Origin of the sequence: Serratia sp. C2(1) (assembly GCF_036352655.1) — a bacterium.
GTDB lineage: Bacteria > Pseudomonadota > Gammaproteobacteria > Enterobacterales > Enterobacteriaceae > Serratia > Serratia inhibens.
This window is the reverse complement of sequence record NZ_JAZFBA010000001.1, coordinates 2,443,645-2,457,951: the sequence shown is the minus strand read 5'-3', so window position 1 is coordinate 2,457,951 and position 14,307 is coordinate 2,443,645. Positions and strand designations below refer to the sequence as shown.

Sequence of the window (14,307 nt, the reverse complement as noted above, 5' to 3'; positions counted from 1 at the left end):
GGAGTCTGCGGTTGGCAAACGCGCGCCGAGCCACTCTCGCTGGTTGGCTGAAAACGTGAATATGTTTGAAAGTTAACGCTATTTCAATGATTTGAATGGACACTCTGGCGACGTCATGATGAAAAAAAACTTATCCACCTCCCTGAAGAAATTGACCTTTAGCGTCAGCATTTTGTTGCTGGCTACACCTGTGCTTCACGCAGCAGAAGCGCCGGCGGCCCCGCAGGTTGACGCCAAGGCGTTTGTGCTGATGGATTACAACAGCGGCAAAATCCTGACGGAGGGCAATGCCGATACGCGTCTCGATCCCGCCAGCCTGACCAAGATCATGTCCAGTTATGTGATAGGTCAGGCGATCAAGGCCGGCAAGATCAAACCTGAGGATATGGTGACCGTCGGTAAGGACGCCTGGGCAACCGGCAACCCGGCGCTGCGCGGCTCTTCGCTGATGTTTATCAAACCGGGCGATCAGGTGCCGGTGATGGAATTGAACAAAGGTATCGTCATTCAGTCCGGCAATGATGCCAGCATCGCATTGGCCGATTATGTGGCGGGTAGCCAGGATTCATTCGTCGGCCTGATGAACAACTACGCCAAATCCCTGGGTCTGCAGAATACCCATTTCTTGACGGTGCATGGCCTGGATGCGGAAGGGCAGTACAGCACCGCGCGCGATATGGCATTGCTGAGCCAGGCGCTGATTCGCGACGTGCCGGATGAGTACGCGTTGCATAAAGAAAAAGAGTTCACCTTCAACAAGATCCGCCAGGTTAACCGTAACCGCTTGCTGTGGAGTTCCAACCTGAATGTCGACGGCATCAAAACCGGTTACACCGGCGGTGCCGGCCATAACCTGGTGGCATCCGCTACCGATGGCCCAATGCGCCTGATCTCGGTGGTGCTGGGTGCGCCGAGTGACCGTATTCGCTTCAGCGAAAGTGAAAAACTGCTGACCTGGGGTTTCCGCTTCTACGAAACCGCAACGCCGATCAAGACCGACAAGCCGTTTGTTACCCAGCGCGTGTGGTTCGGTGACATCAACGACGTGCCGCTGGGCGTCGCCAAAGATGCGGCGGTGACTATCCCGAAAGGGCAGATGAAAAATCTGAAAGCCAGTTACAAACTGAATCAGCCAACGCTGGAAGCGCCGCTGGCGAAAAACCAGGTGGTGGGTACCATTGATTTCCAACTGGACGGTAAAACCATTGAGCAATACCCGCTGGTGGTGATGCAGGAAGTGAAAGAAGGCAACTTCTTCAGCCGCATTTGGGACATGGTGATGATGAAGCTGACCCAGTGGTTCGGCAGCATCTTCGGTTAACTTCTCGGTTAATGCGGTCAAATGAGAAGGGCATACTCAACCATGCCCTTCTTGTTTTGTTATAGCCAAAATAATTGGAGTTGCATCACAACAAAACCAACGATTTTGTTGAACAGCGCTTGCGCTGGCCCCAACGGGGCGAGGCTTGCCGAGTAAGGCGGCAAGAGCGTGAGTTCCCAGGAGCTTACTCAGGTAAGTGACTGGGGTGAACGCCCGCAGGCAACACAGATGCAGCTTCAAGTATGAAGGATATTCAGTTACAGGCCACAACCTTGATCGCCAGGCCACCTTGCGAGGTTTCGCGGTATTTGGCGTTCATGTCTTTGCCCGTCTCATACATGGTTTCAATCACCTTATCCAGGCATACGCGCGGCTCGCTGGTGCGACGCAGCGCCATGCGCGCGGCGTTGACCGCCTTCACCGCAGAAATCGCGTTACGTTCGATACAAGGCACCTGAACCTGGCCGGCCAGCGGATCGCAGGTCAACCCCAGATGGTGCTCCATGGCGATCTCCGCCGCGATGCAAACCTGCGCCGGGCTACCGCCCATCAGCTCAGCCAATCCCGCCGCCGCCATTGAGCAGGCGACGCCCACCTCCCCCTGGCAACCTACTTCTGCACCGGAAATCGACGCGTTCATCTTGTACAGCGCGCCGATCACGCCGGACGCCAGGAAATAACGGGTGTAGGAATTCGGATTCACCGGGCGAATAAACTGGTCGTAATAGGCCAGCACCGCCGGGATGATGCCACAGGCACCGTTGGTCGGCGCCGTCACCACGCGGCCGCCGGCGGCGTTCTCTTCGTTCACGGCGAAGGCGAACATGTTGATCCAGTCAACCACGTTCATCGGGTCGATATTGTTCTTGTCGCCGGTGACCAGCATGCGGCGCAGGGCGGCGGCGCGGCGCTGGACTTTCATCGGGCCGGGCAACAGGCCTTCGCTGTTCATGCCGCGTTCGATGCCTGCGCGCATCACCTGCCAGACGTCGGCGAAGTGGGCGTCGATCTCGGCCTTGCTGTGCAGCGCCAGCTCGTTTTGCATCACCATGCCGGATAGCGACAGGCCTGAATCCTTGCAGTGTTGCTGCAGGTCACGCGCCGATCGGAACGGGTAGGGCACCTGAACCTGATGTGTCGCGGGTTGGCCGAAATGTTCTTCATCGACGATAAAGCCGCCGCCGGTCGAGTAATAGGTTTTACTGTGCAGCAGTTGCTCGCCGCCAAAGGCGCGAATGCGCATGCCATTTTCGTGCAGCGGCAGGTTATCGCTGTGGAAGTTCATGCCGCCTTGCAACGGGAAATCCACCTCATGGCGGCCGTTAGCCAGCAGCAGGCGACCGCGTTGTTCTACGTCGCGGATGAAACCGGCGATGCCGTCAATGTCCACGTCATGCGGCAGGTTGCCCGCTAGCCCCATGATAATCGCGATGTCGGTGTGGTGACCTTTGCCGGTCAGTGACAACGAACCGTACACGTCCACCACTACGCGGGTGGTATCCATCAACTGTTGATGGGCAATCAACTCCTCGGTGAACAGCTTGCCGGCTTTCATCGGGCCGACGGTGTGGGAGCTGGATGGACCAATACCAATTTTGAAAATATCGAAAACGCTGACCATGGTCTCGCCTCCTTCTTCAGGTGTTAGGCGTTAGTGCAGTAAAGGGGGGCAGTGCCGAGAGAAGCCGGCGCACGGGGCGCCGGCGGAGCTTGATTAGAGGCTGTACAGAATTGCGGAGATGGCGATCAGGCCCATCACGACGACGAATACGTTGCTGATGTGGCCGCTGTATTTACGCATTGCAGGCACTTTGCGGATAGCGTACATCGGCATCAGGAACAGCAGCATGGCGATGATTGGGCCGCCCATGTTTTCGATCATACCCAGAATGCTTGGGTTCAGGGTCGCGACAATCCAGGTGGTGACCAGCATGAAGATGGCGGTGATGCGGTTCAGCCTGTTGGTGCTGATGGTTTTGCCGCGGCTCTTCATCGATTTGGCAATCAGGCCGTTAAAGCCTTCACGTGCGCCCAGGTAGTGACCGAGGAACGACTTGGTGATGGCGATAAAGGCGATGACCGGCGCGATGTAGGCGATCATCGGGTTGTTAAAGTGGTTGGCCAGGTAAGAGAGAATAGAGATGTTCTGCGCCTTGGCTTCCGCCAGGTTTTCTGGCGACAGGCTCAGCACGCAGCTGAACACGAAGAACATGACGGTCAGCACCATCATGATGTGAGCGTAACCCAAAATGCGGGAGCATTTTTTCTCGGCAACTTCCTGGCCGTATTCTTCACGTTTGGCGACGGCAAAAGCGGAGATGATCGGCGAGTGGTTGAAGGAGAACACCATGACCGGGATCGCCAGCCACAGGGTGATCACCAGACCATTGCCCATGCCGGTGCCTGCGTCAGAAAGGGAGACGTTCTCGAAGATGGCACCGGTCCAGTTCGGGATCAAGTACAGGGCCAGCAGCATCAGTACGGCGACGAACGGGAACACCAGGATGCTCATGGTTTTCACGATCGCTTGCTCACCGAAACGCACGATGGTCATCAGGCCGACGATCAGAATCAACGACAAAATGGCGCGCGGTGGCGAGGTCATGCCCAGCTGGTGGGTAATGAAGCTGTCGACGGTATTGGTGATCGCCACGCTGTAAACCAGCAAGATTGGGTAGATGGCGAAGAAGTAGAGCAGAGTGATCAGCTTACCGGCGCTGATACCAAAGTGTTCTTCAACCACTTCGGTGATGTCTTCACCGGCATTTTTGCCGGAGAGGACGAAACGGCACAGGCCACGGTGGGCGAAGAAGGTCATCGGGAAAGCAATGATGGCCATGATGATCAAAGGAATCAAACCGCCGATGCCGGCGTTGATTGGCAGGAACAAAACGCCTGCGCCGATGGCGGTGCCGTACAGGCCCAACATCCACATGGTGTCCGTTTTACGCCAGGTACTGGTGGAGTCAGAAGCCGCAGAGGCAATGGTGCCGGTCTGTGTAGTGTCCATAAATATCTCCGAAGTGAACACGATAATTTAAAATTAAAGGCAAAACTTAAGGTTAAAACCGAATGGCGCACTATTAGATGCGGCATCGGTAAGAATCAGGTGTTGCTTGCGGGGATAACTGGCGTCCCCCTGGTTGTTTATTATGCTAATTATCTTTTTGCGCAGGCGCCGGATAACTAACCAAATGACGTTCCGCCGAAACAGGGCTTTCCATCGTTACTGTTGCCGGAAGGTCCGTGCCTGCCGATTTTTGTTGGCGGCAAGATAACGATTTACAGTAGAAACAACCGTGATCATGCTCCCAAATGCGTAACCTGTGCGTGTAGCTGCTTTTTTATTGGTTTTTCACGCATGTGTTGCGCAATTGTGTAATATTTTGCGCTGAGAACGCTCTCATGAGCATTTTAACGTTTATCCGGTGCGAGTAATATTTAACCAGATAAAACGCTGTTGTTGTCAGTAAGCCGAGCAATATATTTTAAGCGCAGGTTTGGATCTAGCTAAAAACCCGTATTAAGCAGTTTTAGTGACGCAGATCACATTCTATTTTTAAGTAAAATAATTATTAACTTTATGATTTTTATTTATTTTATTGAAAATTACCCGCTAGTAACTAAGGTAAATTAGTTAACCGGATAGCGAATAAAAATGCTTAACCATTCATCATATAAATAATCTAATTTGGGCATATTTAGAGCGTTATGGTTGCGCGTTTGTTGATATTTATCGCATCCAGGTTGCCGCTATTTATCATATAAAAACTTCGTTAAGCATAAATAACCGTCGATATTTCGTCGGGTTTCACTGCGGTGAGGGAAGTTGCCTGAAGGGATGTTGCGATTTATTAACCTGATTTAGCGCGCGGTTAAAAAAATAAACGCCTCAACTGCGCATTATTTGTTCTGCCGGCGATGAGTCTGACCCGGCAAATGAAGAGCACCGCCGGCGGTCCGACGGTGAGAGGTGGCTCAAAAACGAATGGCGATAGCGTTTTCGTTGAAAAACTCGACAAACTGCGGATCGGGCTGGCGATCGGTAATCACCCGATCGAACTGGGTCAGCGGGCCGATGCATGCGGGTTTGGTTTTACCGAACTTGCTGTGGTCGGCGACCAGGATCTTTTGCTGCGCCATCGCCATCGCCCGGTGTTTCATCTCCAGTTCGTCGAAGTTAAAACAGGTAGCGCCATGCTGCAGGCTCAGGCCGGCGGCGGAGATAAAGGCAATATTCGGGCAGATATGGTCCAGCTCGTTGTGCCGGCCGACGGCGGTGAAAATATAGTTGTTCGGTTTGAATTCGCCGCCGCACAGGATCACTTTGCAGTTCGGTTTGTCCTGCAACGCCAGGAAGGTATTCAGCGAGTGGCACACCGCCGTGAAAGGCAGTTCATCGGCAATGGCGTCGATGATCGCCGGGGTGGTGGTGCCGCAATCGAAAAATACCGTGTCGTTTTCGCCGATCAACGCAGCCGCGAGCAGGCCGATACGGCGTTTCTCCGTTACCTGCTTGGCTTTTTGATCGGAAACGAAATAGTTGGTCACGCCGTTACTGCGCGGGTCGGCTACCACATAGCCGCCGAGCAATACCACGGCCGCCGGTTCCGCGCTGAGATCGCGGCGAATGGTCATTTCTGAAACGCCCAACAGCACGGCAGCTTCTTTTAAGTGGATCTTGTCAGAGCGCTTTAACGCCTGCACTAACCGGTTAATACGTTCTTCGCGCCGCGTTTCCATCAGTCTGTCTTCCCACAGGGTTAAAAGCCAATCTCCAGGGCCGAACACACAAATGCGGGGCAATACGCGCTCAGCCATTGGCTGGACGTATTACCCCGCATCAGATTTTCACGGCGCGCACCCGGTACTGAGGTGCCTCAGGTTATCAGTAGCTGCCGGCGGCAGCCTGATCACCGGAAACGATTGCTACGCCAGAGCTGGTGCCGATACGAGTGGCGCCTGCTTTGATCATCTTCTCGGCGGTTGCGCGATCGCGCACGGCGCCGGATGCTTTCACACCCATTTCACTGCCCACGGTGGCTCGCATCAGTTTAACGTGCTCTTCACGAGCGCCGCCGGTGCTGAAGCCGGTTGAGGTTTTAACGAAGGCCACATCGAGTTCGCGACACATTTCACAAACCTGAACGATCTGCGCATCGCTGAGCAGGCAGGTTTCCAATATTACCTTCAACGGGATCGCCGCGCAAACCTCGCGCACTGCGGCGATGTCGGCTTTGACTTCATCCAGTAGGCCGCTTTTCAGCCAACCCACGTTGATCACCATGTCAATTTCCTGCGCGCCGGCCGCAATCGCCGCTTTGGCTTCGAAGGCTTTCGCTACGGTCAGGCCGGCCCCCAGAGGGAAACCGATCACGGAACAAATTTTTACTTCGCTTTCTTGCAGCAGGTGCGTCGCCAGCGGTACGTAACCGGAGTTTACGCAGACGGCGTAAAAATGGTGCTGCTGTGCTTCTTCACAGAGCTTGGCGATTTGCTCTTCGGTAGCGTCCATGGCCAGCAGGGTGTGATCGACATAGCGGGCGTAATCAATGTTTTCGGTAGTCATCTCGATTCCTTATTGAGGTTTAAACAAAGCAGGATGTGAACAATGTTAGAATAATAACATTTCACTGACGGTAAACCTAGCGAGATTTTAAAAATGACGCGCAGATCATCGTTTTTTGCCTGTTGGGTGTATAACATCAGGAAGGATGTTATGTTATTTAAATAACATTTTAGGTGCGGACTGCGCGTTTACGAGCGGAACGTCCAGGGGAAAAGGAGGAACATAATGATAAATCTGGCACCTGAGCAGTTTGGGATGCAACCGGATGAAGTTTTTCGCAATGCGGATTTTGTAGTCATGGCGTTTACCTGCGAAGAGGCCGGCCAGGTGCTGACGCTGGCAAACCGCCGTGGCACCTTGACGGTATTGCCTTATCGTGGCCTGACGATTTGGGATGCCGATTTTGACGGCTACTCGCTGAAGTCGGGGCATCGCAGCGTCCGGCCGGGCAAGAGTAAACCGGTTGGCGGCGTTGCGTTTCATTCACCCTGGCCGCAGCAAGAGGGGGCGTTGGCGGGCATTCAACGGATAGGGTTGCAGGTGGAAGGGGATACATTGGCGCTTTACGGTAGCGGAGAACTTTCTCACCCACGTTGCCGGGTACGCCCGGCATTGCGTTTAACGGCGGACAGCGCGCAATTCGCCATCGAGATGCAAATCACCAACCTTGCCGATGAGCCGCTACCGTTGGACTATGTTTGCCACCTTAACTATGGTTGCATTCCGGATGCGGTCTTCCGTCAGAATCTGCCGGCTCCGGCGTTGGCAGCGCACGGGAGCGTGGCCGAACACGAGATGCTGTGCTCGGACGATCTGTCACTGTATGTCGATCAGGCCGAGTTCTTTATGCTGGCATCAAAGGGCAGGCGGTATGTAACACGGTTTTCTACCGCCCAATTCAATTATGGCCTGCACCCCATTATGCAACAAGGCAGTCAACGCTTTTTCAGGTTTGTTCAGCCGGCTACCTGCAACCCACATACGTCCGGCGGGGCGGCGGTGACCATGTTGGGGGGAGGAAAAACGAGAGAGTTTCGTGTCACCACCGGGGGGGTGTAACGGCAGGGACGGTGCCGCCCCTGCCGTTATGCGCGATTATTCTTTTACCCAGCCCCTGCGGATCGCGAAGGCGAACAGGAAATGGTACAGGCGCGTCAGTTTAGCGGCGATAGCATCGCCAAACAGGTTCCACACCAGTTGTGCAAACAAGCAGCCGACCAGGCCGAGCAGGAAGCCGCCGACCATATCCAGCGGCCAGTGCACGCCAAGATAAACGCGTGACCAGGCAATGCCGGCCGCGACGATCAGCAATAAAATGCCGGACCAAACCCGGTGCCAGAACAGGAAGGACAGGGCAAAGGTAAAGATGGCGGTGCCGTGATCGCTGGGGAATGAGCTGTCCGGCGCATGGGCCAGGAAGGTGTAGCCGATACCGGCGACGAACGGCCGCTCGTGCGGCAATAACATGCCGATGGTAGAGGCAGAAAGCATGGCGAATAGCAGGGCAATCGTCGTCTTGGCCACCACTTCACGTTGCGATACCAGTTGGCTCTGCGGCCCCCACAGCCATAGCCCGACGATCAGCACCGGCACGATGGCGATCAGATCGCGCGCCAGGAAGGTCGCGACATCGATTGACCACTCGGGGGACGCCGGGGTCGCGTTGATCCAGGCGAAAAGAAGATAATTCAACTGCTCCATGATATTTACCTTGTTTTGCGGCGGAAATACCCGCTCACCATCCAATAAACAGCCAGCTGGCTGAGCCAAACCCACCAACCAGCCCACAGGTTATGGGTAAGAAAATGTGCGCCGCGCATGACCTGACCAAACCCCATCAGCATGCCGAGCGCAATGCCGCCAAACCAGCACCAATAAGCCAGGCGCGGGCGTTGCGGATAAAACAGAAAAAACAGCGCCATCACCGCAAAACCGCTGGAAGCATGGCCGCCGGGGAAGCACCGGCCCGGCCCCGGCTCGGCCGGTATCGCGCCGAACAACGGATAGGACATCGCTTTACCGCCGTATTCGATCAGATCCCAGGGGCATGAATGCGCGCTGGTGGCTTTGAGGATCCCGACCACCAACGGCCCGATACCGATCAGCAGCATGGCGACGATCATGCGCAGGTTACGGCGGTAAATCCCATAAAACAGCGCCAGCACCGCACCGCCAATCACGCCGATTTTCAGCAAACGATGGTTGATCAGATCCAGCCAGCGATCGTTCTGCCAGGGGAAATGGCCGCTGGCGGTATCGAACCAGTAGTTGCTGATTGCCCAATCCAGCTGTTCGTTGCGTGATAGCCAAAGGAACACCAACCCACTGACTATCAACCCAAAAACCTGCCAAAGGTAAAAGGATGCCGGTAAGGAGTAAAGGGCGTTAGTCCTAATTTGTGGTGTCGTTGAGGATTGATTTAATGAAGGTTTTGGGTTCACGCGCAGGCTCGGTGGCAGTGAGGAATCAGGCCACTGTAATAATTCTGTCTTAAGAAAACCTTAGCCCTTCGGTGGACCCGCGAGAAAGCGATAGGCGGGCTTTGGCCTTTCGGCTAAGGTAATCCTTTGCTTTTTATCGGGACGCTGTGGTGATGACGAAAAAACTGAGCTTTATGCTGTTGGCCGCCTGTGGCGTGACATTTTCCCCGTTAGCACTGGCGCAGCAGAGTCAGGCAACCGGGCCGATTGTGGTGCAAGGGGCAATGCCGGTAGAGGCGGAACGCTTCGCCCAACGCCTGGATAACCCGCGTGAGGAACAGATTGGCGGCTGGCGTTTCTGGCATGGCACCCTGGATGGTTACCCGGTAGTGGTATCGGAAACCCAGAAAGGCATGTCCAATGCCGCGGCGGCCACGGCGATTGCCGCTACCCGCTTCCATCCGGTGGCGATTATCAACCAGGGAACCGCAGGCGGCCACGATCCGGCGCTCAAGGTCTACGATATCGTGCTGGGCAAGTATTCGGTCAGCCTGGGTGCGTTTAAAACACCGAAGAAGGCGGCAGGGGAAGGCAGCGACTCACGGCAATGGCAACCCATGGACCTGCTGGCTTCGAAGGGCAGTGCGGGTGAGGATAAAAATGTCCACAGCATTCGCCAGTTCCCGGCAGATGCCAAACTGCTGGCGGCGGCGGAAGGCGTTAAAGCAAGCTACACCCGGGGCAACGTGGTTGAGGGCGTGATTGGCTCCACTGACGTGTGGAACAGCGAACTGGACCGTATTCGCCATTTCCGGGCAAGCTATCATACTTCCGTTGAAGAGATGGAAACGGCTTCTGCGGCGCAGATCGCCGCTTCCTTCGCTATTCCGTTTATCGGCATCCGGGTGCTCTCCAACAATATTACCAATCAGGGCAAATACGACCCGCAAACCGGGCTGGCGTGCCAGGACTATGTTTATCAGGTGGTAAAGGCCTATATCGCCAACGCCGCAACCCACTGAGGTTTTATCCCGACCAATGGTTGGCGATAGGTTTTGTAACTGCATACTGGCTATTGTAAAGAAGATTAAACTTATAGCCAGGCTGGCGGTAGTGTATTAGTTTATGGCCGAAGCATCTTATAAACTGTAGGGATAAAACATGAACAAGGCATCCGTTGTATTTTCCGGCCTGCTGATGGCCGTTTCCGCCAGCGCTATTGCTGCCACCCCGGCCGCTGATGCCGATATCAGCAAACAGCCGTTGGAAAAGGTCGCGCCGTACCCGAAAGCGGAAAAGGGCATGAGCCGCCAGGTGATTTATCTGCCGAAGCAGGAGCAGGAAGAAAACTTCAAGGTTGAGCTGCTGATCGGCAAAACGCTGGAAGTGGACTGTAACCGCCACATGATGGGCGGCACGCTGGAGAGCAAAACCCTTTCCGGCTGGGGCTACGACTACCTGGTGCTGGATAAACTGTCTGCACCGGCCTCCACCATGATGGCCTGCCCGGACGGCGCCAAGCAGAATAAGTTTATCGCCGCTAACCTGGGCGATGCCGCCATGCAGCGCTACAACAGCCGCCTGCCGATCGTGGTTTACGTGCCGAAAGACGTGGAAGTGAAATACCGCGTTTGGAAAGCCGAAGACACCCTGAGCAGCGCCGAACAAAAGTAATGCGGCGCGGCTAGGTCATTACACGAAACAACCCGTCTGGAGAGTGGATTGCGCAATGGGCAATCGCCTGCAGGCGGGTTTTTTTTATGGCAAAAACCACTATGTACGCCTGTTGCAACCCTGCCCGCAGAACTCTATTCTCAGTCGGGATAGTTCGCCAAACACTTGATTCAACAACTTCTACCTGACTGGGCAAAAATGACAACATTAATTGAATTTAACGCGGTCGTCGCGGCGGCAGAGCGGCTGGCAGGGAAGGTCATTCGTACGCCGGTTATTGCCGGTTCGAGATTGGCGGAACACATTCAGAGACCGGTTTTCCTGAAGCTTGAAAATACTCAGCTTGGCGGTTCCTTTAAAGCGCGCGGGGTGCTTAACAAGTTCCTGAGCCTGAAAGGCGATTTCAAAGAGACCCGATTTGTCGCGGTGAGCGGCGGTAATTTTGGTATCGCTATTGCCGAGGCTGCGAAGATCTTTGGCGCCAACGTCACTATCATTATGCCCCCCAACGCGCCGGCGACCTCTGTCGACCGGGTCCGTGACCTGGGCAGTTCCGTCATTATAGAATCCGATGTCCAGGCTGCATTTGAGCGCGCCAAAGTTATGGCTGACGAGGGATATGTCGTCATCGACGACTGCAACGATTCGCTGATAGCTGAAGGGCATGGAACCCTGGCGCTTGAGTTTATTGCCGATTGCCCGGAGTTGACCGACGTTTTCATTGCCGTGGGCGGCGGTGGAATGTTGGCAGGCGCGGCTACGGCGCTAAAGGCCATTAAGCCGGCTATCCGAATCTGGGGCGTAGAGACCGCAGGTGCCAGTTCGATGCATCAGGCGTTGCGTGCCGGAAAGCCGGTGAATGTCGATATCACCTCGATCATCTCTACCCTTGGGGTACCGATCATTGATGAAATGATGCTGGCCCATGCTCAAGCCTATGCCGAAGACATAGTTGTTGTCTCGGACAAGGCGGCGATTGACGGCATGCTCGCCTTTGGCGAACAGGCAAAATTATGGGTTGAACTCGCCTCCGGCGCGCTTATACCCGCCGTCATGGCGACCGCACCCAGGTTGCCCTCTGATGCCGTCATCGGGATAGTGGTGTGCGGCGGGAATATCTCGCATCACGACATGGCCAAATGGGTGGCTTACTCGCAAGAGCTGTGATTTGGGCGATAGAGTGCTGAGTGAATAGCTCGGGAACAATAAATCCTTTATGAGAGTGAAGGGATGGAATGTATCGGGTCACGTTTTTATTGGTTAAAATAAACGTGCTTCTATGAATTGAAATGTTTTTTAATCCGTTGGGTTTTAGGTTTTTAAGTGAAAATCTGGGCATTATGATAATGCCCTATGCATATTAAATCCGGTTATGCGGAACCCGACTTTTTCATATAAGGCTTTGGCTGCTGGATTATTGGGTGCTACCCGTAACCCGACTTCTTCAACCCCCATATGTGCCAATGTCACCTCCATTTCCTCCAGTGCTGCGCGGCCAAAACCACGCATCCGCCAATCCGGCATTAACCAGAAGTCCAAAATCCAAGCGGATTTCTTTGTAATTTCTATCCATAAATACCCGATCACCGGTTTCTCTGTATCAGACCGCAGAATAGAGAAGAATTTATTTTCTGGTTTGTCTGCACTTGGCAGGGAAACGGCATCTATCACCTTGGTAGCTTTTTCTTGTGCTTCTTCGATTGAGTACTTTCGTGAGTCTGCCAAATCCGAAGCGTATTCATTAATAAAAATCAGACGATATGCGTTAAATTCCGTCTCGGTCATATCTTGTAGTATTACCATCTGGGTTCCTTAAATAGCCTGTGATTTTTATAAGTCGTTAACACCCTATCAGTATTTAATCAGAATTCAACACGCATTTACCCGGTTTTTATGAAGGGAGGAGTGTTGAATTTTCAACCAAAACTGGTGTAAGGTACGGTCTCAGGAATTATAAGGGATTGTTATGGATGCTAAATCAGTAGCACAGGGAATTCTTGCAGGCATTGAGTCGTTGCCAAAAGGTATAGCCTACAGCGTCCGTCGAACATGGCAAGGTGCTGGGGTGGGGAGCGACGAGTTTAAACACCGCAATAAAATCGAAACGGAAAGATTCATTAAGGTAATACGCTCTGGTTATGGTATTGAAGCCTCTCTACGCGAGCTAATCACCATTGTCATCCGCGATTGTTATCAACGGATGGATGTACAAACACAAAGTGCGTTAGGCCGGAAAATAAATCTTGCTGAAGGTTACATCGTGGGTCGCATGGGCACACAGTTCTTTCTGGTTCAGCAAATTACACATCACATTTTGAAGAAGGCTATTGGCAGCACTCTTTTCAGATGGGTATTTAAAGGTATAACTGTTGCAGGGCTAAACATCATTCTCTTACAAGGGGTTATCGAGCAGGCCGCCGTTTCTTCGCGCCGATTACGCGAAAATTACCCTGCGACTTACCACAAGCTAGCCCCAAGAAATTTGGATATGATCTTTTTTTTGGCAGAAGAGTATCTTGAGCCCTTTATTGCCTACTCCAGTAAATCGAAAATGTTTTGCGAAGGCGTAAATAATGAGCTATCTAAAGTCTTGGGGCGGTAAGCTCGGAAAAGGTTTATCGCACATTGCGGAGGCAATTTTCAGTGGGGTATTTTCTGTCGCAGCTTTTGGGTCACTATTCTGGTTTGATGAATGGTGGCAGCGACTTTTAAGTGCCGCCATATTTCTGTTACTGGTATTCACTACCATTGCAGTGTGTAGTCTTGCCAGGGGTGAAGGATAAACTTAAGCCGCCAATCACTGGCGGTTTTTTCTTATTAGGCCGTCACTCACAACACGTGAAGATAAACACTTATTCTCTGAATCACTCGTTCACCACTTTCAATTCACCCCTGCAATAGCGTTCGCTCATTATGGACAACATTGCAGGGGAGGGCCTTCTTCATATCCCTGAAACTATCCTATATGATTAAGGGTAACTCCCATCAACTGCAGCGGTATGCTGTGAACACTTGAGGAAGTACCCACATAGCTTGGTGCATCCTGTTAAGCGGGGTACTTACAGTATCACCGGGTAAAATTGATATTGCTCCACCGCATCCAACAAGGAGCAATCAGGGAGCTCTTTGGATTTAACAAGAAGCCTGCGAAAGCAGGTTTTTTTGTGCCCCACAAAATGGCTGTCGCCATTCTGTCGCCACTTGGCGAATTACCCTCTCTCAATGCATTGTTTTATAACGATATTTTCTATAGGCAACAAAAAACCCGATAGTCTTGAACCTAAAAAGGCGGGACTAACGGGCTCCACAAAATGGGGACATCA

Annotated in this window: 13 protein-coding genes; 6 read left to right on the top strand and 7 right to left on the bottom strand. The window is 53.3% G+C overall.

Annotated features, from left to right (window positions below; genetic code table 11):
• Nucleotides 1-115: 115 nt before the first annotated feature.
• Nucleotides 116-1,321, top strand: a complete 1,206-nt coding sequence (locus tag V2S86_RS11510; RefSeq protein WP_330762506.1) for a serine hydrolase — start codon at nucleotides 116-118, stop codon at nucleotides 1,319-1,321.
• 253 nt (nucleotides 1,322-1,574) lie between these two features.
• On the opposite strand, the gene V2S86_RS11505 is transcribed toward V2S86_RS11510, so the two are convergent.
• The 4 genes from V2S86_RS11505 to deoC all read right to left on the bottom strand — a co-directional run bounded on the left by V2S86_RS11505 (nucleotide 1,575) and on the right by deoC (nucleotide 6,890).
• Entirely contained in the window at nucleotides 1,575-2,942 is a 1,368-nt protein-coding gene (locus tag V2S86_RS11505; RefSeq protein WP_330762505.1) for an L-serine ammonia-lyase, read from the bottom strand.
• Nucleotides 2,943-3,035: 93 nt separating this feature from the next.
• Nucleotides 3,036-4,331 carry an HAAAP family serine/threonine permease gene (locus tag V2S86_RS11500; protein ID WP_330762504.1) on the bottom strand — a complete coding sequence of 432 codons (1,296 nt, stop codon included), beginning with the start codon at nucleotides 4,329-4,331 and terminating at the stop codon, nucleotides 3,036-3,038.
• Nucleotides 4,332-5,299: 968 nt separating this feature from the next.
• Nucleotides 5,300-6,064 (bottom strand): DNA-binding transcriptional repressor DeoR, encoded by a 765-nt coding sequence (deoR, locus tag V2S86_RS11495; protein WP_330762503.1) that lies wholly within the window; start codon nucleotides 6,062-6,064, stop codon nucleotides 5,300-5,302.
• Nucleotides 6,065-6,209: 145 nt separating this feature from the next.
• On the bottom strand, nucleotides 6,210-6,890 hold the full coding sequence (gene deoC, locus V2S86_RS11490; RefSeq protein ID WP_330762502.1) for a deoxyribose-phosphate aldolase: 681 nt from the start codon (nucleotides 6,888-6,890) through the stop codon (nucleotides 6,210-6,212).
• Nucleotides 6,891-7,115: 225 nt separating this feature from the next.
• On the opposite strand from deoC, the gene V2S86_RS11485 reads away from it, so the two are divergent.
• Complete coding sequence (locus V2S86_RS11485) at nucleotides 7,116-7,949, top strand: hypothetical protein (RefSeq protein WP_330762501.1); 834 nt, start codon at nucleotides 7,116-7,118, stop codon at nucleotides 7,947-7,949.
• Nucleotides 7,950-7,985: 36 nt separating this feature from the next.
• On the opposite strand, the gene ybjG is transcribed toward V2S86_RS11485, so the two are convergent.
• Both ybjG and V2S86_RS11475 read right to left on the bottom strand, forming a co-directional pair.
• On the bottom strand, nucleotides 7,986-8,591 hold the full coding sequence (gene ybjG, locus V2S86_RS11480; protein WP_330762500.1) for an undecaprenyl-diphosphate phosphatase: 606 nt from the start codon (nucleotides 8,589-8,591) through the stop codon (nucleotides 7,986-7,988).
• Nucleotides 8,592-8,596: 5 nt separating this feature from the next.
• Nucleotides 8,597-9,331, bottom strand: coding sequence for a phosphatase PAP2 family protein (locus tag V2S86_RS11475; protein WP_330762499.1), 735 nt, complete (start codon nucleotides 9,329-9,331; stop codon nucleotides 8,597-8,599).
• Nucleotides 9,332-9,483: 152 nt separating this feature from the next.
• Between V2S86_RS11475 and V2S86_RS11470 the strand changes: the two genes are divergently transcribed.
• The 3 genes from V2S86_RS11470 to V2S86_RS11460 all read left to right on the top strand — a co-directional run bounded on the left by V2S86_RS11470 (nucleotide 9,484) and on the right by V2S86_RS11460 (nucleotide 12,151).
• A complete protein-coding gene (locus V2S86_RS11470) occupies nucleotides 9,484-10,332 on the top strand; it encodes a 5'-methylthioadenosine/S-adenosylhomocysteine nucleosidase (RefSeq protein WP_330762498.1) in 849 nt (282 codons plus the stop codon).
• A gap of 139 nt (nucleotides 10,333-10,471) precedes the next feature.
• Entirely contained in the window at nucleotides 10,472-10,984 is a 513-nt protein-coding gene (eco, locus tag V2S86_RS11465) for a serine protease inhibitor ecotin (RefSeq protein ID WP_330762497.1), read from the top strand.
• A gap of 198 nt (nucleotides 10,985-11,182) precedes the next feature.
• Entirely contained in the window at nucleotides 11,183-12,151 is a 969-nt protein-coding gene (locus V2S86_RS11460) for a threonine ammonia-lyase (RefSeq protein ID WP_330762496.1), read from the top strand.
• Between the two features lie 171 nt (nucleotides 12,152-12,322).
• Here the strand turns inward: V2S86_RS11460 and V2S86_RS11455 are convergent, their stop codons facing one another.
• On the bottom strand, nucleotides 12,323-12,787 hold the full coding sequence (locus V2S86_RS11455) for a GNAT family N-acetyltransferase (RefSeq protein WP_330762495.1): 465 nt from the start codon (nucleotides 12,785-12,787) through the stop codon (nucleotides 12,323-12,325).
• A 163-nt stretch (nucleotides 12,788-12,950) separates the two neighbouring features.
• Here V2S86_RS11455 and V2S86_RS11450 point away from each other — a divergent pair, with 163 nt between their 5' ends.
• A complete protein-coding gene (locus tag V2S86_RS11450) occupies nucleotides 12,951-13,586 on the top strand; it encodes a hypothetical protein (RefSeq protein WP_330762494.1) in 636 nt (211 codons plus the stop codon).
• Nucleotides 13,587-14,307 lie beyond the last annotated feature (721 nt).

What these genes read in the sequence shown, in the direction of transcription:
- V2S86_RS11510 (WP_330762506.1), top strand. Translation starts at nt 116, where the DNA reads ATGATGAAAAAAAACTTATCCACCTCCCTGAAGAAATTGACCTTTAGC.
- V2S86_RS11505 (WP_330762505.1), bottom strand. Translation starts at nt 2,942, where the DNA reads ATGGTCAGCGTTTTCGATATTTTCAAAATTGGTATTGGTCCATCCAGC.
- V2S86_RS11500 (WP_330762504.1), bottom strand. Translation starts at nt 4,331, where the DNA reads ATGGACACTACACAGACCGGCACCATTGCCTCTGCGGCTTCTGACTCC.
- deoR (WP_330762503.1), bottom strand. Translation starts at nt 6,064, where the DNA reads ATGGAAACGCGGCGCGAAGAACGTATTAACCGGTTAGTGCAGGCGTTA.
- deoC (WP_330762502.1), bottom strand. Translation starts at nt 6,890, where the DNA reads ATGACTACCGAAAACATTGATTACGCCCGCTATGTCGATCACACCCTG.
- V2S86_RS11485 (WP_330762501.1), top strand. Translation starts at nt 7,116, where the DNA reads ATGATAAATCTGGCACCTGAGCAGTTTGGGATGCAACCGGATGAAGTT.
- ybjG (WP_330762500.1), bottom strand. Translation starts at nt 8,591, where the DNA reads ATGGAGCAGTTGAATTATCTTCTTTTCGCCTGGATCAACGCGACCCCG.
- V2S86_RS11470 (WP_330762498.1), top strand. Translation starts at nt 9,484, where the DNA reads ATGACGAAAAAACTGAGCTTTATGCTGTTGGCCGCCTGTGGCGTGACA.
- eco (WP_330762497.1), top strand. Translation starts at nt 10,472, where the DNA reads ATGAACAAGGCATCCGTTGTATTTTCCGGCCTGCTGATGGCCGTTTCC.
- V2S86_RS11460 (WP_330762496.1), top strand. Translation starts at nt 11,183, where the DNA reads ATGACAACATTAATTGAATTTAACGCGGTCGTCGCGGCGGCAGAGCGG.
- V2S86_RS11455 (WP_330762495.1), bottom strand. Translation starts at nt 12,787, where the DNA reads ATGGTAATACTACAAGATATGACCGAGACGGAATTTAACGCATATCGT.
- V2S86_RS11450 (WP_330762494.1), top strand. Translation starts at nt 12,951, where the DNA reads ATGGATGCTAAATCAGTAGCACAGGGAATTCTTGCAGGCATTGAGTCG.